The sequence below is a fragment of the Halomonas shengliensis genome (assembly GCF_900104135.1).
Taxonomy (GTDB): Bacteria; Pseudomonadota; Gammaproteobacteria; order Pseudomonadales; family Halomonadaceae; genus Halomonas; species Halomonas shengliensis.
This window is the reverse complement of the sequence record NZ_FNIV01000011.1, coordinates 16,746-40,524: the sequence shown is the minus strand read 5'-3', so window position 1 is coordinate 40,524 and position 23,779 is coordinate 16,746. Positions and strand designations below refer to the sequence as shown.

At 69.2% G+C, this 23,779-nt stretch carries 24 protein-coding genes and 2 tRNA genes; 13 read left to right on the top strand and 13 right to left on the bottom strand.

Annotated features, from left to right (window positions below):
- Positions 1 to 36 precede the first annotated feature (36 nt).
- Positions 37 to 825: a MetQ/NlpA family ABC transporter substrate-binding protein gene (locus BLP95_RS14190; RefSeq protein ID WP_089680493.1), complete on the top strand. Its 789-nt coding sequence runs from the start codon at positions 37 to 39 to the stop codon at positions 823 to 825.
- Positions 826 to 894: 69 nt separating this feature from the next.
- Positions 895 to 1,353, top strand: a complete 459-nt coding sequence (locus tag BLP95_RS14185) for a GAF domain-containing protein (RefSeq protein ID WP_089680491.1) — start codon at positions 895 to 897, stop codon at positions 1,351 to 1,353.
- Between the two features lie 72 nt (positions 1,354 to 1,425).
- On the opposite strand, the gene BLP95_RS14180 is transcribed toward BLP95_RS14185, so the two are convergent.
- From BLP95_RS14180 to glpK, 3 genes are all read right to left on the bottom strand, one after another.
- Positions 1,426 to 1,502: transfer RNA gene (locus BLP95_RS14180), tRNA-Val, on the bottom strand.
- 21 nt (positions 1,503 to 1,523) lie between these two features.
- Positions 1,524 to 1,600: transfer RNA gene (locus BLP95_RS14175), tRNA-Val, on the bottom strand.
- Positions 1,601 to 1,689: 89 nt separating this feature from the next.
- Positions 1,690 to 3,177, bottom strand: a complete 1,488-nt coding sequence (gene glpK / locus BLP95_RS14170) for a glycerol kinase GlpK (protein ID WP_089680489.1) — start codon at positions 3,175 to 3,177, stop codon at positions 1,690 to 1,692.
- 147 nt (positions 3,178 to 3,324) lie between these two features.
- Between glpK and BLP95_RS14165 the strand changes: the two genes are divergently transcribed.
- Both BLP95_RS14165 and glpD read left to right on the top strand, forming a co-directional pair.
- Complete coding sequence (locus BLP95_RS14165; RefSeq protein ID WP_089680487.1) at positions 3,325 to 4,089, top strand: DeoR/GlpR family transcriptional regulator; 765 nt, start codon at positions 3,325 to 3,327, stop codon at positions 4,087 to 4,089.
- Between the two features lie 145 nt (positions 4,090 to 4,234).
- The gene (gene glpD / locus BLP95_RS14160) at positions 4,235 to 5,749 is read left to right on the top strand and encodes a glycerol-3-phosphate dehydrogenase (RefSeq protein WP_089680485.1); all 1,515 of its coding nucleotides are present in this window, start codon (positions 4,235 to 4,237) and stop codon (positions 5,747 to 5,749) included.
- Here the strand turns inward: glpD and BLP95_RS14155 are convergent.
- On the bottom strand, positions 5,727 to 6,323 hold the full coding sequence (locus BLP95_RS14155) for a histidine phosphatase family protein (RefSeq protein ID WP_089680483.1): 597 nt from the start codon (positions 6,321 to 6,323) through the stop codon (positions 5,727 to 5,729). The two genes, glpD and BLP95_RS14155, sit on opposite strands and share 23 nt — an antisense overlap.
- Positions 6,324 to 6,434: 111 nt before the next feature.
- Here BLP95_RS14155 and phnD point away from each other — a divergent pair, with 111 nt between their 5' ends.
- The 5 genes from phnD to BLP95_RS14130 all read left to right on the top strand — a co-directional run bounded on the left by phnD (position 6,435) and on the right by BLP95_RS14130 (position 11,097).
- Entirely contained in the window at positions 6,435 to 7,436 is a 1,002-nt protein-coding gene (gene phnD / locus BLP95_RS14150; protein ID WP_089680481.1) for a phosphate/phosphite/phosphonate ABC transporter substrate-binding protein, read from the top strand.
- A gap of 77 nt (positions 7,437 to 7,513) precedes the next feature.
- A complete protein-coding gene (phnC, locus tag BLP95_RS14145; RefSeq protein WP_089680479.1) occupies positions 7,514 to 8,329 on the top strand; it encodes a phosphonate ABC transporter ATP-binding protein in 816 nt (271 codons plus the stop codon).
- Entirely contained in the window at positions 8,316 to 9,131 is an 816-nt protein-coding gene (gene phnE / locus BLP95_RS14140) for a phosphonate ABC transporter, permease protein PhnE (protein WP_089680477.1), read from the top strand. The genes phnC and phnE (BLP95_RS14140) overlap by 14 nt, the downstream gene beginning before the upstream one ends.
- Positions 9,125 to 9,934 (top strand): phosphonate ABC transporter, permease protein PhnE, encoded by an 810-nt coding sequence (gene phnE / locus BLP95_RS14135; protein WP_089680475.1) that lies wholly within the window; start codon positions 9,125 to 9,127, stop codon positions 9,932 to 9,934. The genes phnE (BLP95_RS14140) and phnE (BLP95_RS14135) overlap by 7 nt, the downstream gene beginning before the upstream one ends.
- A 98-nt stretch (positions 9,935 to 10,032) precedes the next feature.
- The gene (locus BLP95_RS14130; RefSeq protein WP_089680473.1) at positions 10,033 to 11,097 is read left to right on the top strand and encodes an endonuclease/exonuclease/phosphatase family protein; all 1,065 of its coding nucleotides are present in this window, start codon (positions 10,033 to 10,035) and stop codon (positions 11,095 to 11,097) included.
- 15 nt (positions 11,098 to 11,112) lie between these two features.
- Here the strand turns inward: BLP95_RS14130 and BLP95_RS14125 are convergent, their stop codons facing one another.
- A complete protein-coding gene (locus tag BLP95_RS14125) occupies positions 11,113 to 12,492 on the bottom strand; it encodes a class II fumarate hydratase (protein WP_089680470.1) in 1,380 nt (459 codons plus the stop codon).
- Between the two features lie 196 nt (positions 12,493 to 12,688).
- On the opposite strand from BLP95_RS14125, the gene BLP95_RS14120 reads away from it, so the two are divergent.
- Both BLP95_RS14120 and BLP95_RS14115 read left to right on the top strand, forming a co-directional pair.
- Positions 12,689 to 13,066 (top strand): phasin family protein, encoded by a 378-nt coding sequence (locus tag BLP95_RS14120; protein ID WP_031217882.1) that lies wholly within the window; start codon positions 12,689 to 12,691, stop codon positions 13,064 to 13,066.
- A 183-nt stretch (positions 13,067 to 13,249) separates the two neighbouring features.
- Entirely contained in the window at positions 13,250 to 13,786 is a 537-nt protein-coding gene (locus BLP95_RS14115; RefSeq protein ID WP_089680468.1) for a hypothetical protein, read from the top strand.
- 10 nt (positions 13,787 to 13,796) lie between these two features.
- Here BLP95_RS14115 and hda read toward each other — a convergent pair whose 3' ends face one another.
- Positions 13,797 to 14,498 (bottom strand): DnaA regulatory inactivator Hda, encoded by a 702-nt coding sequence (gene hda / locus BLP95_RS14110; RefSeq protein ID WP_089680466.1) that lies wholly within the window; start codon positions 14,496 to 14,498, stop codon positions 13,797 to 13,799.
- Positions 14,495 to 15,589, bottom strand: a complete 1,095-nt coding sequence (locus tag BLP95_RS14105; protein WP_089680465.1) for an AI-2E family transporter — start codon at positions 15,587 to 15,589, stop codon at positions 14,495 to 14,497. The genes hda and BLP95_RS14105 overlap by 4 nt, the downstream gene beginning before the upstream one ends.
- A 126-nt stretch (positions 15,590 to 15,715) precedes the next feature.
- Between BLP95_RS14105 and purM the strand changes: the two genes are divergently transcribed.
- Both purM and purN read left to right on the top strand, forming a co-directional pair.
- Positions 15,716 to 16,777 (top strand): phosphoribosylformylglycinamidine cyclo-ligase, encoded by a 1,062-nt coding sequence (gene purM, locus BLP95_RS14100; protein ID WP_089680463.1) that lies wholly within the window; start codon positions 15,716 to 15,718, stop codon positions 16,775 to 16,777.
- The gene (purN, locus tag BLP95_RS14095) at positions 16,774 to 17,511 is read left to right on the top strand and encodes a phosphoribosylglycinamide formyltransferase (RefSeq protein WP_089680461.1); all 738 of its coding nucleotides are present in this window, start codon (positions 16,774 to 16,776) and stop codon (positions 17,509 to 17,511) included. The genes purM and purN overlap by 4 nt, the downstream gene beginning before the upstream one ends.
- A 114-nt stretch (positions 17,512 to 17,625) precedes the next feature.
- On the opposite strand, the gene dcd is transcribed toward purN, so the two are convergent.
- The 6 genes from dcd to BLP95_RS14065 all read right to left on the bottom strand — a co-directional run bounded on the left by dcd (position 17,626) and on the right by BLP95_RS14065 (position 23,773).
- Positions 17,626 to 18,192, bottom strand: coding sequence for a dCTP deaminase (dcd, locus tag BLP95_RS14090; RefSeq protein WP_089680459.1), 567 nt, complete (start codon positions 18,190 to 18,192; stop codon positions 17,626 to 17,628).
- A gap of 85 nt (positions 18,193 to 18,277) precedes the next feature.
- Complete coding sequence (gene apbC, locus BLP95_RS14085) at positions 18,278 to 19,081, bottom strand: iron-sulfur cluster carrier protein ApbC (protein ID WP_245678767.1); 804 nt, start codon at positions 19,079 to 19,081, stop codon at positions 18,278 to 18,280.
- 130 nt (positions 19,082 to 19,211) lie between these two features.
- Positions 19,212 to 20,339, bottom strand: a complete 1,128-nt coding sequence (locus BLP95_RS14080; RefSeq protein WP_089680455.1) for a coiled-coil domain-containing protein — start codon at positions 20,337 to 20,339, stop codon at positions 19,212 to 19,214.
- A gap of 122 nt (positions 20,340 to 20,461) precedes the next feature.
- Positions 20,462 to 21,883 carry a glycosyltransferase family 2 protein gene (locus BLP95_RS14075; protein ID WP_218118550.1) on the bottom strand — a complete coding sequence of 474 codons (1,422 nt, stop codon included), beginning with the start codon at positions 21,881 to 21,883 and terminating at the stop codon, positions 20,462 to 20,464.
- On the bottom strand, positions 21,880 to 22,950 hold the full coding sequence (locus BLP95_RS14070; RefSeq protein ID WP_218118549.1) for a HEAT repeat domain-containing protein: 1,071 nt from the start codon (positions 22,948 to 22,950) through the stop codon (positions 21,880 to 21,882). The genes BLP95_RS14075 and BLP95_RS14070 overlap by 4 nt, the downstream gene beginning before the upstream one ends.
- A gap of 43 nt (positions 22,951 to 22,993) precedes the next feature.
- Positions 22,994 to 23,773, bottom strand: coding sequence for a YaiO family outer membrane beta-barrel protein (locus tag BLP95_RS14065; protein WP_245678764.1), 780 nt, complete (start codon positions 23,771 to 23,773; stop codon positions 22,994 to 22,996).
- Between the last annotated feature and the right edge of the window lie 6 nt (positions 23,774 to 23,779).

The following is a 23,779-nucleotide window of genomic DNA, read 5'->3' as shown; positions in this document are numbered from 1 at the left end:
TTACTATCGAGTCGATACCACACAAGGAGCGATTCCATGCGCAAGACACTGCTCGCCACCCTGCTGGCCTCCACCCTGCCCCTGGGCAGCGCCCTGGCCGACGATCATGCCATCAAGGTCGGCACCGTCGCCGGCCCCGAGACCCAGGTGATGGAGGTCGCCGCCGAGATCGCCGAGCGCGAGTACGGCCTCGAGGTGGAGATCATCGAGTTCACCGACTACGTCACCCCCAACGCCGCCCTGGCCGACGGCAGCCTGGACGCCAACGCCTACCAGCACGAGCCCTACATGCGCTCCATGGTCGAGGACCGCGGCTACGACTTCGCCGTCGCCGGCTACACCTTCGTCTACCCGATCGGCGCCTACTCCGAGAAGTACGACAGCATCGAGGCGCTGCCGGACGGGGCCACCATCGCCCTGCCCAACGACCCCTCCAACGAGGGCCGCGCCCTGATCCTGATGCACAACCTGGGGCTGATCGAGCTGGCCGACCCGGAGAACCTCGAGGCCACCCCGCTGGATATCGTCGAGAACCCGCACGACTTCGAGTTCCGCGAGATCGAGGCCGCCCAGCTGCCCCGCGTGCTGCCAGACGTCGACCTGGCCTTCATCAACAACACCTTCGCCCAGCCCGCCGGCCTGACCCTGGACGACGCCCTGATCAAGGAGGGCCCCGAGTCGCCCTACGTCAACCTGATCGCGGTGCGCGCCGGCGACGAGGAGCGCGAAGCGATCCAGCAGCTGGTCAAGGCCTACCAGACCGACGCGGTCGAGGCCAAGGCCGAGGAGCTGTTCGGTGCCCAGGCGGTACCCGGCTGGAAATAAGCCTCGCCTGTACCCAGAAGAGTGACAGGGCCGGCCGCAAGGCCGGCCCTCGTGTTTCAAGGAGCCGAGATGACGCCCGACTATTCGCTGCTGAACCGCCAGCTGGCCGCCCTGCTCGACACCCGCGACTGGCTGACCAACAGCTCCCAGACCTGCGCCTTCATCATGCAGGAGGTCCCCGACCTGAACTGGGTCGGCTTCTACCTGCAGCGCGCGCCCGAGATGCTCGGCCTGGGCCCCTTCCAGGGCAAGCCCGCCTGCCACCCCATCCCCTTCTCGAAGGGGGTCTGCGGCGCGGCGGCGCGCACCCACCGGACCCAGCGCGTCGACGACGTCCACGCCGTGGCCGACCATATCGCCTGCGACGCCGCCTCCAATGCAGAGCTGGTGGTGCCAGTGGTGGTCGAGGGACGACTGTGGGGCGTGCTGGACCTGGACAGCCCGCTCAGGGGGCGCTTCGGCCCCGAGGACCAGGCCGGCATCGAGGCGCTGGTGGCCACCTTCATGGCGCACACCGACCTGGCCTGACCCTCCACACCGCCAGGAAGGGGCCCAACGCGAAACGCCCCCGCAGCAGGGCTGCGGGGGCGTTTCCGTGTCTGGTAGGACCAGGCGGATTTGAACCGCCGACCTCCACGATGTCAACGTGGCGCTCTAACCAACTGAGCTATGGTCCTGGAACTGTGGCGGCGAGAGGCTGGTAGGACCAGGCGGATTTGAACCGCCGACCTCCACGATGTCAACGTGGCGCTCTAACCAACTGAGCTATGGTCCTGTGGTGCACACCATCTCGACGCGGCCACCGACGACTCAGCGCCGGCAACGGATGCGTATATTACCGAATCCTCGGCGTTTTGCAAGCCCTCAGGCGCCGCTCTTGACCCGCTCCACCGCCTCCAGCCAGCCACGATAGAGACGCTCCCGCTCGGCCTCCGGCATGCGCGGCGCGAAGCGCTGCTCGCACTGCCACAGCGCGGCGATCTCGTCGAGGTCGCGGTACCAGCCCAGGCGCAGCCCGGCCAGGTAGGCGGCCCCGAGCGCGGTGGTCTCGAGCACCGTGGGCCGGTCGACCCGCTGGCCGAGCATGTCAGCGAGGAACTGCATCACCCAGTTGTTGGCCACCATGCCGCCATCCACGCGCAGGGTGTCCGGGGCGGCATCCATGTCGTCGCTCATACAGGCCTGCAGATCCCGGGTCTGGTAGCACACCGCCTGCAGCCCCGCGGCGACGATCTCGGCGATGCCGGTGTCGCGGGTCAGGCCGAAGATGGCGCCGCGCGCCTTGGGATCCCAGTGGGGGGCGCCCAGGCCGGTGAAGGCCGGCACCAGGTAGACGCTGTGGCCGGCACGGGTCTGGCACGCCAGCGACTCGGTCTCGGCGGCATCGGCGAACAGCTTCAGGCCGTCGCGCAGCCACTGCACCGTGGCCCCGGCGACGAAGATGCTGCCTTCCATGGCATAGGTGGGACGGCCGTCGAGCCGATAGGCCACGGTGGTCAGCAGCCGGTTGCGCGACCGCTCCGCGCGATCGCCGGTGTTGACGATCATGAAGCAGCCGGTGCCGTAGGTGCTCTTGCCCATGCCCGGCGCGAAGCAGGCCTGGCCGACCAGCGCAGCCTGCTGGTCGCCGGCCACGCCGGCGATGGGCAGCGCGCCGCCCAGCCATTCCGGCACCAGGGTGCCGAAGTCGTCGCTGGAATCCTTCACCTCCGGCAGCAGGGACCGGGGAATGTCGAACAGGGCGAGCAGCTCCGGGTCCCAGCGCTGCTCATGGATATTGAACAGCGCCGTGCGCGAGGCGTTGGTGGCATCGGTGGCGTGCACCCTCCCCCCGGTCAGCCGCCAGATCAGGAAGCTGTCGACGGTGCCGAAGGCCAGTTCGCCACGCTCGGCGCGCTCCCGCGCCCCCTCCACGTTGTCGAGCAGCCAGGCCAGCTTGGTGGCCGAGAAGTAGGGATCGATAAGCAGCCCGGTGCGCGACTGCACCAGGTCGAGGTGGCCGGCATCGCGCAGCCCCCGACAGGTGTCGGCGGTGCGCCGGTCCTGCCAGACGATGGCATTGTAGAGTGGCTTGCCGGTGGCGCGATCCCACAGCAGGGTGGTCTCGCGCTGGTTGGTGATGCCGATGCCGGCGATGCGGGCGACGTCGGTTCCGGCGCGCTGGATCACCTCACGGCAGGTCTCGATCACGCTCTCCCAGATCGCCTCGGGATCGTGCTCGACCCAGCCGTCATGGGGAAAGTGCTGGGCGAACTCGCGCTGGGCGGTGGCCACCCGACGCCCGGCGCGATCGAAGAGGATGGTTCGGGAACTGGTCGTGCCCTGGTCGATGGCAAGCAGATAGTCGCCCATGGGAGCTCCTGCGTTAATGTTCGATTATAATGAGTCAGGGTACGGCATCATGTTCGGAAATCTCTTCGACCATGGTCGCAAGGCATCGCCCGGAGCTGCCGATAGCCTACCCATCCTCTACACTGGCGCCAGTCACAGGGAGCCACCATGAACCAGCAACAGCGACAGGACGCCATCGTCGACCTGGTACGCCGCGAAGGCTACGCCAGCATCGAGCAGCTCACCGCGCATTTCGCGGTCACCCCGCAGACCATCCGCCGCGACCTCAACGCCCTCGCCGAGGAGGGGCTAATTCGCCGCGTGCATGGCGGCGCCGGCCTGGAGTCGAGCACGGTCAACACCGCCTACGCCACCCGCAAGACCCTCAACCTGGAGGCGAAGCGGCGCATCGCCCGCCTGCTCGCCGCCAAGGTGCCCGACGGCTCGTCGCTGTTCATCAACATCGGCACCAGCAACGAGGTGGTCGCCGAGGCCCTGCTGGAGCACCATCGCGAGCTGGAGGTGATCACCAACAACCTCAACGTGGCCGCCATCCTCCAGCACCAGGAGGACTTCAACGTGATCATCGCCGGTGGCCAGGTCCGCTCCCGAGACGGCGGCATCATCGGCGAGGCCACCATCGACTTCATCAACCAGTTCAAGGTCGACTACGGCATCATCGGTATCAGCGGCATCGACGAGGATGGCTCGCTGCTCGAGTTCGACTACCAGGAGGTACGGGTCGCCCAGGCCATCATCCACAACTCCCGCCACGTCTTCCTGGTCGCCGACCACTCCAAGTTCCATCGCAACCCCTCGGTGCGCCAGGGCAACGTGACCCAGATCGACGCCCTGTTCACTGACCGCCGCCCCCCGCAGGCCATCTGCCAGCTGATGCAGAGCCACGACGTGGCGTTGCATATCGCCGACTGACCCGTCCTCCCCACCGCTTGCGGACACCCCGGGTGCGACGTCGAGCGCGCCGACAACACGAATCGCCGCTTGATGTTCTAATGTGAATCCTATAAGTTCACAAACGAACTGACACGCTTTCAATCGCCAGGCGGCGGAGGTAAGGATGGCACAGCAAGACGGGCACACCCCCCTCGACCTGTTCGTGATCGGCGGCGGCATCAACGGCACCGGCATCGCCAACGATGCCGCCGGCCGCGGCCTGGCCGTGGCGCTCTGCGAGCAGGGCGACCTCGCCGGCGCCACCTCCTCGGCCAGCAGCAAGCTGATCCATGGCGGCCTGCGCTATCTCGAGCACCGCGAGTTCCGGCTGGTGCGCGAGGCGCTGCGGGAGCGCGAGGTGCTGCTCGCCAAGGCACCCCACATCATCTGGCCGCTGCGCTTCATCCTGCCCCACCGCCCTCACCTGCGCCCGGCCTGGATGCTGCGCAGCGGGCTCTTCCTCTACGACCATCTGGGCGGCCGGCGCGCCCTCCCGGCATCCCGGAGCCTGCGCTTCGCTGCCGACTCCCCGTTGCGGGACGACATCCGCCGAGGCTTCGAATACTCGGACTGCTGGGTCGACGACGCCCGCCTGGTGGTACTCAACGCGCGCCAGGCCCACGACGCCGGCGCCGAGATCCTGGTCGGCACCCGCTGCGTGGCCGCCCGGGAGGTGGCGGGCCTGTGGGAGCTCACCCTGGAGCGCCAGAGTGACGGCGAGCGCTTCACCCGCCGGGCGCGCACCCTGGTCAACGCCGCCGGCCCCTGGGTCGAGGGCGTGGTGCGTGAGCAGGCACGGCGACCCGCGCGCTACGCCGTGCGCATGATCCAGGGCAGCCACCTGATCGTGCCGCGCCTCCACGAGGATCCACGCGCCTATATCCTCCAGCATCACGACGGGCGCATCGTCTTCGTGCTGCCCTGGGAGCAGGAGTTCAGCCTGATCGGCACCACCGACCGACGCTTCTCAGGCGACCCATCGCGGGTCGCGGCCGGGGACGAGGAGATCGACTACCTGCTCGAGGTGGTCAATGCCCACTTCCGTCGCCGGCTCGAACGCGGCGACGTGCTGCGCACCTTCTCGGGCGTGCGGCCGCTGTGTGACGACGAGTCCGCCGATCCCGCGGCCATGACCCGCGACTACACCCTCGACCTCGACACCTCGGGGGCGCCGCTGCTCTCGGTCTACGGCGGCAAGATCACCACCTACCGCAAGCTCGCCGAGGCGGCGCTGACACGTCTCGCCCCGCACCTCCCCGCCATGGGCCAGGCCTGGACCGAACACGCCCCGTTGCCGGGCGGCGACATCGAGAGCCAGGCCGCCCTGCGCGCCGAGCTGCTCGACGCCTACCCCTGGCTGGGCGAGGCACGGGCGGCCCGCTTCGCGCGCACCTACGGCAGCCTGTGCCGCGAGTTCCTGGAAGGCGCCTGCCGGGAGGACGACCTGGGCGAGGCCCTGGGCGCCGGCCTCACCGCCGCCGAGGTCGACTACCTGGTGGCACGGGAGTGGGCGCGCACCCCCGAGGACATCCTGTGGCGGCGCACCAAGCTCGACGTGCGCGTCACCGCCGCCGAGCGGCGGCGCCTGGCCGACTACCTCGCCGAACGGATCGACCTCAGGGCCTCCTCAGTGGCGTGATGCTCGCCGGCGCCAGGGGCTCCCGCTCACGGTGCCGGGCCAGGTCGCGGCCCTCCAGGGCGGTGAGCAGGATCTGCAGCGGGTCGCCGTGGCTGACCAACAGAAGGGTCTCGCCGGCATGGGCCCGCTCCAATTCCTCGATCACCGCCATCATCCGCGCGGCCACCTCGACCACCGGCTCGACGCCGGCGTAGCGGTGGGCGGGGTCGCGGGCATCCCGCGCCCAGACCTCTGCATAGCGCGCATCCCCCTCCCCCTCCAGGTCGCCGAAGTGGCGTTCCCGCAGGCGCGTGTCGGCCTCGAGCCCCAGGCCGAAGTGGCGAGCGATACGCTCGGCGGTCTCCGTGGTGCGCAGGAAGTCCGAGTGCACCACGCGCTGCGGCCTCGCCCAGCACCACCCTGCCAGCACCTCGGCCAGCTGGTCGCGCCCCCGCGCCGAGAGCCCGCAGCCTCCTACGCCGCGCGCCGGCGTGCTGACGATCCTGCCCGCCAGGTTGGCCTCGCTGTGCCCGTGGCGCATCAGCAGGTAGTGGTTGTTGAGGGACCCGGAGGCGAGGGAGAAGCCGTTTGACATGATATTGTCACCAACCCTAAATTGATGAGGCGATTCGGAAATAATCATCGATGCACCCTGTGTGTCGATAACCGAACATACCCAAGGACAACAACAAACGCGAGGTACGCCATGCCCAGTCCTCACACCAAGCGCCACGCCCACCCTCTCGCCTCCCGCGCCCTCTTCGCCCTGCTGCCCCTGGCCCTGCTGACGGCCGGAACGGCACAGGCCCAGGAGTGTGAACGCGGCGCCCTGGACGCCATCTACTGCGACGAGAACGGCGACATGGTAGCCGACCGCCCGGCGGATGAAGCCCAGTGGGCCGACCCCGACACCCTGATCTTCGCCTATACCCCGGTGGAAGACCCCGCCATCTACTCCGATATCTGGCAGCCATTCATCGACCACCTGGAGAAGGTCACCGGCCGCGACGTGCGCTTCTTCGCCGTGCAGTCCAACTCGGCCCAGGTCGAGGCGATGCGCAGCGGCCGCCTGCATATCGCCGGCTTCTCCACCGGCCCGACGCCCTTCGCCGTCAACCTGGCAGGGGCCGTGCCCTTCGCCCTGATGGGATCGGATGACGGCCGCTTCGGCTACACCCTGCAGCTCTATACCCACGTCGACTCCGGCATCGACGAGGTGACGGACCTCAAGGGCAAGCGGGTCGCCCACACCTCACCCACCTCCAACTCCGGCAACCAGGCCCCGCGCGCCCTATTCCCCGAGCTCGGCATCGTGCCGGACGAGGATTACGAGGTGGTCTACTCCGGCAGCCATGACCAGTCCATGCTCGGCGTGGTGGCCCGTGACTACGACGCCGCCCCGGTCGCCTCCGAAGTGGTAGAGCGCATGGCGGCACGCGGCCTCTACGACCCCGACGACGTCCGACTCCTCTACGAGTCCGACAGCTTCCCGACCACCTCCTACAACTATGCCCACAACCTCCACCCGGAGCTGGTCGAGAAGATCGAGGAGGCCTTCTTCAGCTTCGAGTTCGAAGGCACCGAGCTGGGCGAGGAGTTCGAGGGCGTCGAGAAGTTCATCCCCATCAACTACGCGGAGCACTGGAAGGTCATCCGCACCATCCAGAACGCCAACGGCGTCGAGTACACCCCCGACAACCTCCAGTAACCATGCCCGCTCGACCGCCCATGCCGCCCTCGTGGCCGGCATGGGCGTCGCGACGCCGCGTCCAACGAGAAGCCGCGATGCTAGAGATCTCCAACCTGGTCAAGCGCTACGGTCAGGACGAGCCCGTGCTCAAGGGGCTCGACCTGGCCGTCGACGGCAACAGCGTGGTGGCCATCGTCGGTGCCTCGGGCGCCGGCAAGAGCACCATGCTGCGCTGTATCAACCGCCTGGTGGAACCCACCTCGGGCTCGATCCGGCTCAACGGTACCGAGCTGGTCAACCTGCGCCACCGAGATCTGCGCCGCGCGCGGCGCAAGATCGGCATGGTGTTCCAGGGCTTCAACCTCATCGATCGCCTCACCGTGATGGAGAACGTGCTGGCCGGGCGACTCGGCTATGTCAGCCTGTTCCAGGCGGTGAGTCGCCGCTATCCCCAGGAGGACATCGAGCGCGCCTTCGTGCTGATGGAGCGGGTGGGCATCGCCCACTACGCCAACAAGCGCGCCGACGAGCTCTCCGGCGGCGAACGCCAGCGGGTCGGCGTGGTGCGCGCGCTGATGCAGGAACCCGAGGTGCTGCTGGCCGACGAGCCCACGGCGTCGCTGGACCCGCGCACCTCCGAGCAGATCATGGTGCTGCTGCAGAGCCTGGCCAGCGAGCTCTCCCTGCCGGTGCTGATCAACATCCACAACGTGGCCCAGGCCAGGAGCTACACCGACCGCATCGTCGGGCTGCGCCACGGCACCATGATCTTCGACGGCGCCCCCGCCGACTTCGACAAGGAGGCCCTGGACGCCATCTACGGCGGCATCGAGTCCCCGGAGGACGAGGCAATCCCCCCTCAGGCCGGCCCCGGGAAGCGGGAAAGTGAGGTTCGCCATGACTCGACCTGACACCGGCGAGGGGACGACACCCCGAACCTGGCGCAAGCCCCCCTTCATCGCCAACCCGCTGCTGCGCTACGGCCTGCTGGCGGTGGTGGCCGTTTATCTGGTCTGGGCCCTCGGCACCCTGCCCTTCAACTGGGAGCGCATCGGCGAAGGGCTGCCACGCGCCGCGCGGATCTTCGGCGGCGGCTTCCCGCCGAGCTTCTCGCGCTTCGACCTGCTGCTCACCGGCTTCACGGAGAGCCTGCAGATCGCCATCCTCGCCACCCTGCTCGGGGTCCTGCTGTCGATCCCCTTCGCGGTGATGGCGGCGCGCAACGTCGCCCCGCTGCCCGTCTACCTGCTGGGGCGCGCGGTGATCATCGTCTCGCGCAGCTTCCACCCGGTGATCGTCGCCATCCTGTTCGTCGCCGCCGTCGGCTTCGGGCCCCTGGCCGGCATCCTGACCCTGACGCTCTACTCCATCGGCTTCGTCGGCAAGCTGCTCGCCGAGGAGATCGAGGAGATCGACTGGGGCCAGGTCGAGGCCATGCGTGCCACCGGTGCCGGCTACCTGGCCACGCTCTACTACGCGGTCTTTCCCCAGATCCTGCCGCGCCAGGTGGGGCTCTCCATGTACCAGCTCGACAGCAACCTGCGCGCCTCCGCGGTGGTGGGGATCGTCGGCGCGGGGGGCATCGGCAGCACCCTGATGAACGCCTTCGGGCGCTACGACTACGACTTCGCCTTCGCCATCCTGCTGGTGATCATCGCGGTGATCCTGGTCAGCGAGGGCGTGAGCGGCTGGGTGAGGAAGAAGATATGGTAGAGGACACCGACCTGCTGGCCGATCGCATCTGGCGACGCCACAACCCCAGGGAGCAGCTCATCCGTTACGGCGTGATGCTGGTGACGCTGACGCTGGTCGTCTGGGCGGTGCGCGACATCGACATCTTCTGGCCCTGGGTCTGGGATGCCCCCAACCAGATCTCGAGCCTGGGGTCACGCATGTGGCCGCCGGACCCGAGCCGGCTGGGCGAGATCGTCAGTGCCATGATCGAGACCGTGCATATCGCCACGCTGGCCACCCTGCTGACCATCCTCATCGCCCTGCCGGTCTCCTACATCGCCGCCCAGAACACCACGCCCAACCGCGCCTGCCTGTGGCTGGGACGCCTGATCCTGGTCTCCAGCCGCTCGGTGAACACCATCATCTGGGCGCTGCTGTTCGTGGCGATCTTCGGGCCAGGCGTGCTGGCCGGGATACTGGCCATCATGTTCCGTTCGGTGGGCTTCATCGGCAAGCTGATGGGCGAGGCCATCGAGGAGATCGACCGTCGCCCGGTGGAGGCCATGGAGGCGACCGGCGCCTCCAAGGCGAAGGTGATCGCCTATGCCGTGGTGCCCCAGGTGATGCCGGCCTTCTTCGCCATCGTCATCCTGCGCTGGGACATCAACATCCGCGAGTCCACGGTGCTGGGGCTGGTCGGGGCCGGCGGTATCGGCGTGATCCTGCAGGGGTCCATCGACACCTTCGCCTGGCAGACGGTGGCCACCATCCTGATCGCCATCATCGTGCTGGTGCTGATCGGCGAGGCGATCACCGGCCTGCTGCGCCGCCGGGCGCTCTAGAGATTCACGACCGGACAGTCAAGACAGGCATTCACGACCGGTGACGTCCGGCGTAGGCTGAGAGCAGGACGTCACCGAGACCACAGGGAGGTCATGTCGTGTTTTCCATCCTGCTGGCGGTGGTAGCCGGCGTGCTGTTGGCGGCCACGCTGCTGGCCCGCTCGCCGCTGACCTGGTGGTGGATCCGTGCCTGCGAGTTTCCGCGCCTGCAGCTCGCCACCCTGGCGGCGCTGACCGCCCTGCTTGCCTTGCTGGCCAGCCCGCCCTGGTCCTGGGTGGCCCTGGGGGCGAGCCTTGTCACCCTGGTCCTGCAGGTGGCCCGCATCCTGCCCTGGACGCCGTTCTGGCCGGTGCAGGTCCGGCGTGCCGAGCCGGGGCAGGAGGCCCGCTGCCTGACGCTGCTGGTCGCCAACGTGCTTACCCCCAACCGCAACGCCGAGGCGCTGACCCGGCTGATCCACGCGCACCGGCCCGACCTGGTGCTGACCCTGGAGTCCGACGCCTGGTGGCAGGCGCAGCTCGACGCGGCGCTTGATGAGGAGTGGCCCCATGCGGTGCGGGTGCCGCTGGACAACCTCTACGGCATGCACCTCCATGCCCGGCGGCCGCTGGTCGACCCCGAGGTCCGGTGGCTGATCCAGGACGACATCCCCTCGATCCATGCCGGCGTCACCCTGCCAAGCGGCGAGGTCGTGCGCCTGCATGCCCTGCACCCTCGTCCGCCGGCCCCCAACGAGAGCGAGGAGTCGCTGTGGCGGGATGCCGAGCTGCTGCTGGTGGGCAAGGCGATCCACGACGACCCGGTGCCCACCCTGGTGGCCGGGGACCTCAACGACGTCGCCTGGTCGCGCACCACCCGACTCTTCTGCCGGGTCAGCGGCATGCTCGACCCGCGACGCGGGCGCGGCATGGTCAGCACCTTCCACGCCGACATCCCGCTGCTGCGCTGGCCGCTGGACCATGTCTTCACCAGCGAGCACTTCACCCTCAAGGCCATGCGCCGCCTGCCGCACATCGGCTCGGACCACTTCCCGATGCTGGTCACGCTCTGCTACCGCCCCGCCCGCGCCGACGAGCACGAGACGCCCGAGGCCGACGCCGAGGAGCATCGTGACGCCCGGGAGACCATCGCCGAGGGCAAGCAGCGCGACCAGACCGAGTAGACACCTGCGTCGGCGCTACTCGGGCACGCCGCCTCGCGTCAGGGAGGCGGGATCGAGGAGCCGCTCGAGCTCCGCGCGGGACAGCTCGGTCTGCTCCTCGGCCACCTCGATGATCGGCCGCCCCGCCTGGTAGGCGTGCTTGGCGATGGCCGCCGCGGCGTCATAGCCGATCACCGCGTTCAGCGCCGTGACCAGTATGGGGTTGCGCGCCAGCGGCCCCTCGAGGTTGTCATGGCGCACCTTGAAGGTGGCGATGGCACGATCAGCCAGCAGGCGGCTGGTGTTGGTCATCAGGGTGATCGAGGTCAGCAGGTTGTTGGCCACCAGCGGCAGCATGACGTTGAGCTGGAAGTTGCCGCTCTGCCCGGCCACCGTCACCGCCGTATCGAGCCCGATCACCTGGGCGGCGGCCTGGGCCGCCGACTCGGGGATCACCGGATTGACCTTGCCGGGCATGATCGAGCTGCCGGGCTGCAGGGCCTCGAGCTCGATCTCGCCCAGCCCCGCCAGGGGCCCGGAGTTCATCCAGCGCAGGTCGTTGGCGATCTTCATCACCACGCAGGCCAGGCCCCTGAGCTGACCGGAGAGCTCCACCGCCGCATCCTGGGAGGCGAGGCTCGCGAAGAAGCTGTCGTTGGGCGAGAACGACACCCCCGTCTGCTCGCTCAGATCACGTGCCATGCGCTCGGCGAACTCGGGATGGGCATTGATGCCGGTGCCCACCGCCGTGCCGCCCTGGGCGAGGCGAAACAGCCGCACCAGGGCGCTGTCCAGGCGCTCGATGGCCTGCCCCACCTGGCTCGACCAGCCCCCGAGCTCCTGGCTCATGCGCAGCGGCATTGCATCCATCAGATGGGTACGCCCGGTCTTCACTACCCCGTCGAGCTCGACGGCACGGCGATCGATGGTCTGGCGAAGGTACTCGAGCGCCGGACGCAGCCGCCCGGTCACCTCCAGCGCCGCGGCGACGTGAATGGCGGTGGGAATCACGTCGTTGCTCGACTGCCCCATGTTGACATGGTCGTTGGGCCCCACCGTCAGGCCATCGCGGCTGGCGAGGTGGGACAGCACCTCGTTGACGTTCATGTTGCTGGAGGTGCCGGAGCCAGTCTGGAAGACGTCCACCGGGAACTGGTCATCATGCTCGCCACGGACCACCGCCTCGGCGGCGGCGACGATGGCGTCGGCACGCTCGTCATCGAGCAGGCCGAGCGCGGCATTGACCCGCGCCGCGGCCAGCTTGATGCGGGCGATGGCGTGAATGAAGGCCGTGGGCATCGGCTGGCCGGATACCGGGAAGTTGTCCACGGCGCGCTGGGTCTGGGCGCCGTAGAGGGCCTCTCTCGGCACCTCCAGCTCACCCATGCTGTCGCGCTCGATACGATGGTCGCTCATGTCCGGCTCCTCCTAATAGTGGTGACGTACCCCTTCACCATGGCGTCGACGTCACCATCCGACAAGCCCGCGGTCGGCCCGATGGCATCCGGCGAGGACGGATGTTGCACTGCACAAGACGCTCTGCTATTGTGCAATGCAGCAGGGCGGCAGACGCCCTCCCAGACACTCAGTGAAACCCGGAGGTTTCCCCATGATGAACGCCTTCAACTTCGACACCAAGGCCTTCGACACCAAGCAGTTCGAGTCCATCTTCTTCGCCCCGGCCCGCGCCTATGCCAACCTGGCCGTGGACTACACCGAGAAGCTGGCCAACGCCCAGCTGGACGCCACCAAGGCCTACACCGACACCGGCCTGGCCCAGCTGCGCACCCTGATGAACGTCAAGGATGCCGAAGGCCTGCGCGCCTACATGGAAGGCCAGCAGAAGGTCGCCAAGGACCTGGCCGAGCGCCTGAAGGGCGACGCCGAGAAGGTCGTCTCCCTGCAGCAGGACTTCGTCCAGCAGAGCCAGAAGCTCACCGAGGACAACGTCAAGCAGGCCCAGGCGACCGCCACCAAGGCCGCCCAGTAAGCTTGACCCCAGGGCGCTCCGGCGCCCTGCTCTCCCTCGAGAGCCCGAACCGCCGCCCCCAGGGGGCGGCGGTTTTGTTGTGGCTCACGTTTCGGGTGACGGGCATGCCTTTCCATCAGGGCTGCGCTACCCTTGGCGAGGCACAGGGCGCCTGCAGATCGACACCGGATAGGGAGGTCACCCATGAGACGCCATCTTCCCCTCGCACTGGCCGCGCTGGTCCTGGCCGGCTGCCAGGTCGTTCCCCCCGCCCCTACCGAGCGCATCGAGGTCATCGAGCGCGGCGAGACAGGGCCTGCCGCCACGCCGGAGTCCCGTGATGCGGCGCCCGAGACCGCCCGGGAGGTCGCCTTCCCCGAGGCCGAATACGCCAGGCTCGAGAAGCAGGGCACCGCGGTGGTCAGCGGGCGCCTGACCCTGAGCGGCCGCCCCGTGGCCAACGCCGGGATCGCGGTGGCGCCGGTGACCCGCTACTCCGCGGAGGCCGCCGAGAAGGCCCTGGCCGGCATCGCCGTGGCGCCCGCCGACCCGCGGGCGCGGGCCTACACCCACACCGCACGCACCGATGGCGGCGGTCACTTCCGCGTCACCGGCATCCCTGCCGGGGAGTTCTATGTCTCCGGCGCCGGCCCCGACCCGGTCACCGGCGAACCCAGGGTGGTGATCCGCCAGATCTCGCTGGGCAACGGGCAGCACAGGGAGGTCACACTCTCTCGCTGAAGCAGTCTGGCTACCAGCCCAGCGCCTGCTTGACGAAGGGAATGGTCAGCTTGCGCTGGGCAGAGAGCGAAGCACGATCCAGGCGCGCCAGCAGGTCGAAGAGCGCGTCGAGCCGTCGTGGTCCGCGGTGCAGGATGTAGCGCGCCACCTCGTCGCCGAGCAGCATGCCGCGCTCCCGGGCGCGCAGTTGCAGTGCCGCCAGGCGGCCGGCGTCGTCCAGCCCCTGGACATGGAAGGTCACCCCCCAGGTGAGCCGCGAGGCAAGGTCGGGCAGCCTCACCGGCAGCTGGCGCGGCGGCGCCTCGGCGGCCACCACCAGCCGCTTGCCGGCGTCGCGCAGGCGATTGAAGGCATGGAACAGCGCCTCCTCCCAGCGCGGCCGCCCCACCACCCGTTCCAGGTCATCGATAGCGACCAGGTCCAGGCGCTCGATCTCCTCGAGCATCAGCGGCGGAAAATGGCCGAGCTCCTCCAGCGGCAGGTAGAGGGCGCGCATGTCGCGATCCGAGGCTGCGTGGCAGGCCGCCTGCAGCAGGTGGCTGCGCCCCACCCCGGGCGCCCCCCAGAGGTAGAGGAAGGGTTCGCCCTGGGGCTCGAGCTGCTCGGCCAGGCGGCCCACCAGGCTGGCGTTGGGGCCGGGATAGAAGTTGACGAAGGTGGCGTCGTCACGCAGGCCGACGCCCAACGGCAGCTGCGCGGGGGCGCGGCTCATGGGGACTCCTCGTCACGGATGGGGCGGGGTCGGTCAGGGCCCAGGCGTTCGTCGTACAGGGCACTGCTCTTGTAGCGATCGTTGAGTTCGCGCAAGAGTACCATGATCACCGCGGCCGCCGGCAGCGCCAGCAGCACGCCGGTGAAGCCGAACAGGTTGCCGCCGGCGAGCACCGCGAAGATCACCGCCACCGGGTGCAGGCCGATCTTGTCGCCGAGCAGCTTGGGCTGCAGCACCACGCTCTCCACCATCTGGCCGAAGCCGAACACCGCGGCCACGCCCAGCAGCATCCACCACTCCCCGCTCTGGAAGAAGGCCACCACCCCGGCCACGCTGATGCCGACGATCACGCCCAGGTAGGGGACGATGCTGGCCAGGCCCGAGAGTAGGCCGATCAGCAGCCCGAAGCGCACGCCGAGCAGGGTCAGCCCGATGGCGTAGATGATGCCCAGGCAGAGCATCACGATCAGCTGGCCGCGCAGGAAGGCGGAGAGCACCTCGTCGCACTCCCCGGCCAGGCGGATGGCGGTACCCTCGAGGCGCCGCGGCAGCCAGTCACGCACCTTGGCGACGATGATGTCCCAGTCGAGCAGCAGGTAGAAGGTCACCACCGGGATCAGCGCCAGGTTGCCGATCCAGCCCACCAGCGCCAGGCCGGAGCGCGACACCTGGGAGAGCAGGGTGGCGGCGAAGGTCCCGGTCTCCTTCCAGTTGTCCACCACCGCCTGGCGCAGGGCGTCGATATCGGTGGAGAGGTCCATGCCGGTCAGCGACTGCACCCGTGGTACCACCGTCTGCTGGAGCCAGTTGAGCACCGCCGGCAGCGACTCCACCAGCTGACCCAGCTGGCGGCCCAGCACCGGCACCACCAGCAGCAGCGCGACCACGATGACCAGGGTCAGCAGCAGGAACACCAGCGCCACCGAGAGGCGCCGGGAGAGGCCCAGGGCCTCCAGTCGGTCGGCCAGGGGGTCGCCGAGGTAGGCCAGCACCGCACTGACGAAGAACGGCATCAGCACCGGCTCGATGCTGACCAGGAACCACAGCGCCAGCGCCGTCACGCCGGCCGCCACCCACCACTGTCTGCGCATATCCACTCCCTTGTGTCACGGCCGCCTACGGGCTGCCAGGCGTTCGCCGTGATGCTACAATTCCGGCCCCGACTTGCCTACCGCGCGGCGCCTCGCTGCTGCGCCGACCACCCGACAGGACTTCCGATGACCGACTCCTCCTCTCGCCCCTCGCTCAGCTACAAGGACGCCGGCGTCGATATCGATGCCGGCAATGCCCTGGTCGACCGCATCAAGGGCGTCGCCAGGCGCACCGCCCGCCCCGAGGTGATGGGCGGCCTGGGCGGCTTCGGCGCCCTGTGTGAACTGCCCGCGGGTTACCGCGAGCCGGTGCTGGTCTCCGGCACCGACGGCGTGGGCACGAAGCTGCGCCTGGCCATGGACCTGGGGCGCCACGACACCATCGGCATCGACCTGGTGGCGATGTGCGTCAACGACCTGGTGGTGGCCGGCGCCGAGCCGCTGCTGTTCCTCGACTACTATGCCACGGGCAAGCTCGACGTGGACATCGCCGCCGATGTGGTGGCCGGCATCGGCACCGGCTGCGAGCGCGCCGGCTGCGCCCTGGTGGGCGGCGAGACCGCTGAGATGCCGGGCATGTACGAGGGCAGCGACTACGACCTGGCCGGCTTCTGCGTCGGCGTGGTGGAGAAGTCCGAGATCCTTGACGGCAGCCGCGTCGCCGAGGGTGACGTTCTGCTGGGCATGGCATCCACCGGGCCGCACTCCAACGGCTACTCGCTGATCCGCAAGATCCTCGAGGTCTCCGGGGCCGACCTGCACACCGATCTCGACGGCACGCCGCTGGCCGACGCCCTGATGGCGCCGACGCGCATCTACGTCAAGCCGCTGCTGTCGCTGCTCCGCGAGAGCGAGGTGCCGGTGCACGCCCTTTCCCATATCACCGGCGGCGGCCTCACCGAGAACCTGCCGCGGGTGCTGCCCGAGGGGCTGGCGGCCCGGGTCGACGTCACCGCCTGGCAGCGCCCCGCGGTCTTCGAGTGGCTGCGCGAGCAGGGCAACGTCGCCGAGGAGGAGATGTACCGGGTGCTCAACTGCGGCATCGGCATGGTGGTGGTGGTGCCGGCGGAGAAGGCCGACCAGGCCCGGGCGCACCTCCAGGCCCAGGGCGAGGCGGTATACCGGATCGGCGAGATCGTGCGCAGCGAGACGCAGGAGCGGGTGATCCTGGAGAACCTGCCGTCATGAGCGACTACGCCAACGACGACACCCTCAACGACTTCACCCCGGAGGCGGCCGAGGCCCGCCGGGTGGTGGTCCTGATCTCCGGCAACGGCAGCAACCTGCAGGCGCTGATCGACGCCCAGGGCCACGACGAGCTGGGCGGCGAGATCGTGGCGGTGGTCTCCAACGAACCGGAGGCCTACGGGCTGACCCGTGCCCGGGAGGCGGGCATCGACGCCGTGGTACTGCCGCACCGCGAGTACGAGAACCGCGACGCCTATGATGGTGCCCTGATCAAGGTGATCGAACGCCATGAGCCGGACCTGGTGGTGCTGGCCGGCTTCATGCGCATCCTCACCCCGCGCTTCGTGCAGCGCTTCCTGGGCCGGCTGATCAACATCCACCCCTCGCTGCTGCCCGCCTACCAGGGGCTCGACACCCATGCCCGGGCGCTGGCCGACGGGGTCGCCGAGCACGGCTGCAGCGTGCACTTCGTCACCGAGGAGCTCGACGGCGGCCCGGTGCTCCTGCAGGCCGTGGTCGAGGTGGCCGAGGGCGAGACCGAGGAGAGCCTCAAGCAGAAGGTCCACGCCCGCGAGCACCTGATCTATCCCATCGCGGTGAAGTGGTGCCTGGAAGGCCGCCTGCGCTTCTCCGGCGAGGGTGCCACCTTCGACGGCACCCCGCTGCCGCCCCAGGGGCTGCGCATGTCCCATGCCGACGCCGCCGAGGAGCTCGACGAGGATCTCGAGGGATAGGCGGCCAAGTAGAAAGTAGAAAGGCGTTCAGTGCCACAGAAAAGCCCCGCGGGTTCTGCACCGCGGGGCTTTGCTGTCACTTGCATCTTGTCACTGGAACCTGGCCGAAGGCCCTCAGGTGCGCGGCAGGGTTACGCCGCGCTGTCCCATGTACTTGCCGCCGCGGTCCTTGTAGGAGGTCGCGCACACCTCGTCGGACTCCAGGAACAGCATCTGGGCCACGCCCTCGTTGGCGTAGATCTTGGCCGGCAGGTTGGTGGTGTTGGAGAACTCCAGGGTCACATGCCCCTCCCACTCCGGCTCCAGCGGCGTCACGTTGACGATGATGCCGCAGCGCGCGTAGGTGGACTTGCCCAGGCAGATGGTGAGCACGCTGCGCGGGATGCGGAAGTACTCCACGGTGCGCGCCAGGGCGAAGGAGTTGGGGGGGATCACGCAGACATCGCCCTTGACGTCGACGAAGCTCTTCTCGTCGAAGGCCTTGGGGTCCACCACCGCCGAGTGGATGTTGGTGAACACCTTGAACTCGTCGGCGCAGCGCACGTCGTAGCCGTAGCTGGAGGTCCCGTAGGAGATCACCCGCCGCTCGTTCACGTAGCGCACCTGGCCGGCCTCGAAGGGCTCGATCATGCCTTCGTTCTCGGCCATGCGGCGGATCCAGCGGTCGGACTTGATGCTCATCGGAACTTCCTGGGGGTTGGGGTCAAGGGGAAAGAGGTCGGGGCCGCCATGATAGCGGCCCCGACCCTGGGCGTCATCCTGGCGCTCACTCCTTGCTGAAGGAGATGCTCGGCCCATCGTGCTCCTGCTGCTGCACCTGCTCGGCCACCTGGCGGGCCATGGCGCGGAAGGTGGCGGTCACCTCCCCTGCCGGCTCGGCCACCACCGTCGGGCGACCGCCATCGACCTGCTCGCGGATGGCGAGCGCCAGCGGCAGGCGGCCCAGCACCCGGGTCTCGTACTCGGCGGCGATGCGCTCGCCGCCGCCCTCGCCGAAGATCGGCTCGGCGTGGCCGCAGGCCGAGCAGACATGCAGCGACATGTTCTCCACCACCCCCAGCACCGGCACGTTCACCTTGCGGAACATCTCGATGCCCTTGCGGGCGTCCAGCAGGGCGATGTCCTGGGGCGTGGTGACGATCACCGCGCCATCCACCGGGACCTTCTGGGCCAGGGTGAGCTGGATGTCGCCGGTGCCCGGCGGCATGTCGATGAACAGGAAGTCCAGGTCATCCCAGACGGTCTGAGTCAGCAGCTGCTGGAAGGCGCCGGCTACCATGGGCCCGCGCCACACCATGGGCTCGCGGATATCGACCATGAAGGCCATGGACATGGCCTGGATGCCATGGGCCTCGAGCGGGCGCATGCGGTTCTCGCCCGCCGCCTCGGGGCGCACGCCCTCGCCCACGCCGAGCATCTGCGCCTGGCTGGGCCCATGGATATCGGCATCCAGCACGCCGACCCGGTAACCCTCGGCGGCCATGGCCAGGGCCAGGTTGACGGTGACGGTGGACTTGCCGACCCCGCCCTTGCCGGATGCCACGGCGACGATATGCTTGACCCCTTCGATCACGTCCTGCTCCTTCGCTGATGGATGCGTGGGGCCAGTATACGCCTTCCCCGACGCCGACCGAACCACCCCACGCAAGACGGCGGGCCCGAGGGCCCGCCGCCGTGTTACCGCGCTTGTGGGGGTCGCCTCAGGCCTGCTCGTCCGCCGTCTCGGCGGCGGACTCGTCCTCGGCGTCCTGGGACGAGGCGTCGTCGCCCTCCTGGGAGGCGTCACCGCCGTCGGCCTCGCCATCCGCGGCACCGGACGCCGCCGCGTCGTCGGCCTCACCGCCCACCTCCAGCGACTCGAGCTCGCTGCGCCAGGTGGCCAGCTGGGCCTCCAGGCGCTGCAGCTGGGACTCACGCCGCTCGACCTCGCTCTCCACGCTGCCGAGCTCCTCGCGCCCGATGCTGATCGCCAGCTTGACGTCCTCGAGCTCAGAGCGAGCCTCGTCCACCGCCTGCTGGGCCTCATCGCGCTCGCCGCGCAGCGACTCGAGCTGCTGGCCGAGCGCGTCGCGCTCCTCGGTCAGCGAGTCGAGCTCCGTACGCAGTGCCTGCTGCTCCTGCTGGCTGGCCTCGATCTCCTCCTGCAGGCTCGCCTGGCGCTGGCTGGCCTCGTCGATCTCGGCCTGGAGGGCCTCGAGGTCGGCCGCGGCCTGCTGACGCGCCTCCTCGGCGGCCTGGCGCTCCTCCACCGCGGCCTGACGCGCCTGCTCCGCCTCCTGGCGCTGCGCCTCGGCATCCTGGCGGGCGGCCTCGGCCGACTCGCGGGCGGACTCGGCATCGGCGAGGGCCTGCTCGACGCTCTCGCGCTCCTGGCGAAGCTCGGTCAGGCTGGCCTCGAGCTCGGCCTTCTGCTCTTCGAGGCTGGCGACCTCAGCCTCCAGGGCCTCACGGGAGGCGGTAAGCTCCTCCAGGCGACCCTCGGCGGCGGCGATGTCGGCCTCGATCGCCTCCAGGCGGCCGCCGGCCTCGGCCTCGCGCGCCTCCAGGTCGGCCTGCAGGGTATCGCGGCGCTGCTCCAGCTCGGCGATGCGCGCCTCGAGGTCGGCGATCTCGTCGCCGGCCTGCTCGAAGGCCTCGAGCTGGGTGGCCAGGTCCTGGTTGCGCGACTCCAGCACGGCCATCTCGGCTTCCAGTGCCTCACGGGCCTCCTTGTGGCTACCGGCGCTGGACTGGGCGATGATCGCCCACACCACGCCCACGGCCGCCACGGCGGCCAGGCCGCGGACGCGGTTGTCCTTGAAGGGGGAAGGTTGCGACGACTCTGACATGGGATGCCTCCTCTGTGAGCCTGCGGGCTGCCACGCCGGACGGACGTGACAGGACGCGTTTCAGCATACAGAGCGGCCCGTGGACAGGAAAGCGACCCGTCAACGTCTGCGCTTTCCTTGCCTCACTGTCCCCACTGGCCGGAGCGCCTCATGGCGCCCCACTGGTGCTTGCGCCGGGCGAGCCACTGCCACATGCCGCGGCAGCGCCACAGGGTGTTGAGCTGGCGATAGCCAAAGTTCTCGAGGATCGCCACCAGGAAGAGGCGAAGCATGTCACGGCGGCGCCGATAGACCCGGAACGACAGGGTCTCCAGCAGCAGGCCGTTGACCGACAGCAGGATGCCCATGCCGATGGCCACCAGCAGGAAGGCGGTCAGCGCCGCCGGCGACACCACCCCGAAGGCGAATCCCCAGATCATGAAACCGTAGCCGGCCAGCTCCACCAGGGGCCCGAGCCACTCGAAGAGCGCCATGAACGGCCAGGCCAGGTGCCCTGCCGCCCCGCCCCGAGGGCTTGCCGCCAGGCGGGCATGACGACTGAGGCTTTCCGCCAGGCCGCGCTGCCAGCGGCTGCGCTGCTTGCCCAGGGTGGCCAGGTCCTCCGGCGCCTCGGTCCAGCAGATCGGGTCGGGCAGGTAGCGGATGCGATAGGGCAGCCGCTTCTCGCGGTGGTATCGATGCAGCCTCACCACCAGCTCCATGTCCTCACCCACGGTGGCGCTGCTGTAACCGCCCACCGCGATCACCCGATCGCGGTCGAAGAGACCGAAGGCCCCGGAGATGATCAACACGGCGTTCATCGGCGACCAGCCCAGCCGGCCGAACAGGAAGGCGCGCAGGTACTCGACAATCTGGAAGCGCGCCAGCAGATTGCGGGGAATCCCGGCTTCCAGCAGGAAACCGCCCTGCACCCGTGAGCCATTGGCGATCCGCACGGTGCCGCCGGCCGCCACGGTTCGCTCATCCTCGAGGAAGGGCTGCACCACCCGCAGCAGGCTATCGCGCTGCAGGATGGAGTCGGCATCCACGGCGCAGAAGAGCCCGTGGCGGGCGGCATTGATGCCGGCATTGAGGGCATCGGCCTTGCCGCCGTTGCGCTTGTCGATCACCCGCAGGTTGGCATGGCGCCGCGAGCGATAGATACCGAGGATCTCCTGGTGGGGTACGCCGAGACGCAACGGCTCCGGATGCGCCTCCAGCGCGAAGGCCTCGCGCAGCACCTCGAGGGTCTCGTCCTTCGAGCCGTCATTGATCACCACCACCTCGTAGTCCGGGTACTGCAGCTGCAGCAGCGAGAGCACCGAGGTACGGATCGTTGCCGCCTCGTTGTAGGCGGGCACCAGCAGCGATACCGAGGGCTCGATGCCCAGGTAGGGGGCCTCGGCCCCCAGCTCGGCGCGCAGCTTCATGTAGCGGCGCAGGCTGACCATGGAGAACAGGTTGAGGAGCAGGTAGCCGCCATTGAGCAGCAGGAAGTAACCGATGAAGCCCACCTGGGCCCACCAGGCCCAGTCGACGGCCAGCACCGCCTCGACAGGGCTCATGGGAACTCTCCTTCGGCCATGGCACGCCGCAGGGCATCACGTCCGTAGCGGTCGTCGCACGCCTCCAGCAGGGTGCCGAGTCGCTCGCGGGTGATGCCGGGCAACCCGACCAGGGAGTCGGCCGCGGCCTGGCGAACCCACCAGTCGCGATCCTCGAGGTGGGGGATCAGCAACGCCTCGTCAGCGGGCCGCGCCTGGCGACGCAGCGCCTTGAGGGCGGCGAAACGAATCCGCGGTGAATCGCCGTGGAGAGCCTTGCTCAGACGGGCGTGGTCCCGGGGGTCCCCAAGCGTCCCCAGACAGGCGAGCGCCGCGCAGAGGAGCGACTCACCCTCATGATGCTCGTCCAGGCAGCGTCGCGCCCAGGCCGCCATCCGGGCCGGGTCGGCACTGCCAAGAAGGGCAGCCAGGCGCTCCCGGTGCGCCGGGTCAGGGGCGGCGAGCCCCTCGAGAAGCGGCGGCGTCACCGCATCGGGCCCCGCCTGGCGGCATAACGCCTGCAGGCGCGGCATGGCCAGGTCGCGCCGCCGGGCCACCAGAGGCACCAGCCTGGCCATGGCACGACGGGCATCCATGGCCACCAGCGCCTGGGCGGCCGCCAGGGCCACCAGGGGGTTGCGAGCCTCCAGCAGCGGCGCGACGTCCGACCAGAAACGATCGCTGGCCAGGTGGCCCAGGCAGGCCAGTGCCACCAGCCGTCGATGCACCCGGCGCGAGTCGAGCATGGCAAGCACCGCGCCGGTCATGTCCAGGCTAAAGAATAGGGTGTTCAGGCGCTCCCGGGCCACGCCACGCAGCTGGCGATGGAGGCGCGCCCAGAGCAGCAGGAACCAGAGGACATCGCGACCACGACGCGGCGGCTCCCCCAGCGGCGCCTCCTCGGCCAGGGTCCAGCCCACCAGCCGTGGTCGCCACCGGGCCACGAAGGCCTCCCGGTGCCGCTCGCGGCGAGCGGCCAGCTCCGAGAGCACCAGCACCTGGAGCATGACCACCAGGGTCAATCCGCCCAGCGCCATGGCGGCATAGACCGCCAGGCGCAGCACCGGGTCGTCTGGCAGGCTGACCATCCCTGCCAGCCATCCCTGCCACGCGTCCCACAAGAGCCGCGCATCAGAAGGCATGCCGGATACCCAGCTGGACCCCGTGGCGGTCGTAGAGATCCCCCTGACTCAGGGTGCCGAGCTCCCAGCTCAGCGCCCATTCCGGATGCCACCAGTGGCGGCCACGCAGGGCGACGGCGGTCACCTCGGAGGTGATCGCCTCGCCCCCCGGCAGGCCCTCCTCCTCGCGGCCCAGGCTGGCACGCAGGCCGATGACGCTGCGCTCGCCGTAGTAGTGGTCCAGGGCCAGGGCATGCCCCACCGGGGTGCCCGCGGTGGAGACATCGCTGACGTTGAGGGTATAGCCGGCGCGCCAGGGCCCCCAGTAACGCTCCATGCCCAAGGCCAGACGGTCGACCCGCGAGGCCTGGTACTCGGTGCGGCGCAGGCTCAGCGCCCCCACCAGACCATGGGACAAGCGCCGCTGCAGCCGCAGGTCGGCGTACCAGCGCGGCAGGAAGTCCGCATCGAAGGTGTGGCCGGCCTCGGGCTGGAGCACCCAGTCGGCACCGAGCGGGACCGCGGCGCCCAGGGATACCCCTTCATCCTCCACTCCATAGCGACGATCATGGGTCGCAGCACCATACCAGGTGGGGTCACCCGGACGCGCGGACTGGAACTCGAGACGCTGCCCCTGCCAATTAGAGAAGCCGCTGTCCAGCCGGTCGAAAAGCTGGGACAGCTCCACCTCGAGCCGCCGCGGCTCGGCAGCCGCAGACTGGGCCACGACTAGAGCGATGCCCACCAGCAGACAGCCCAGGCCAAACCGCCGCCGGAGACGACGCCTCATCACACC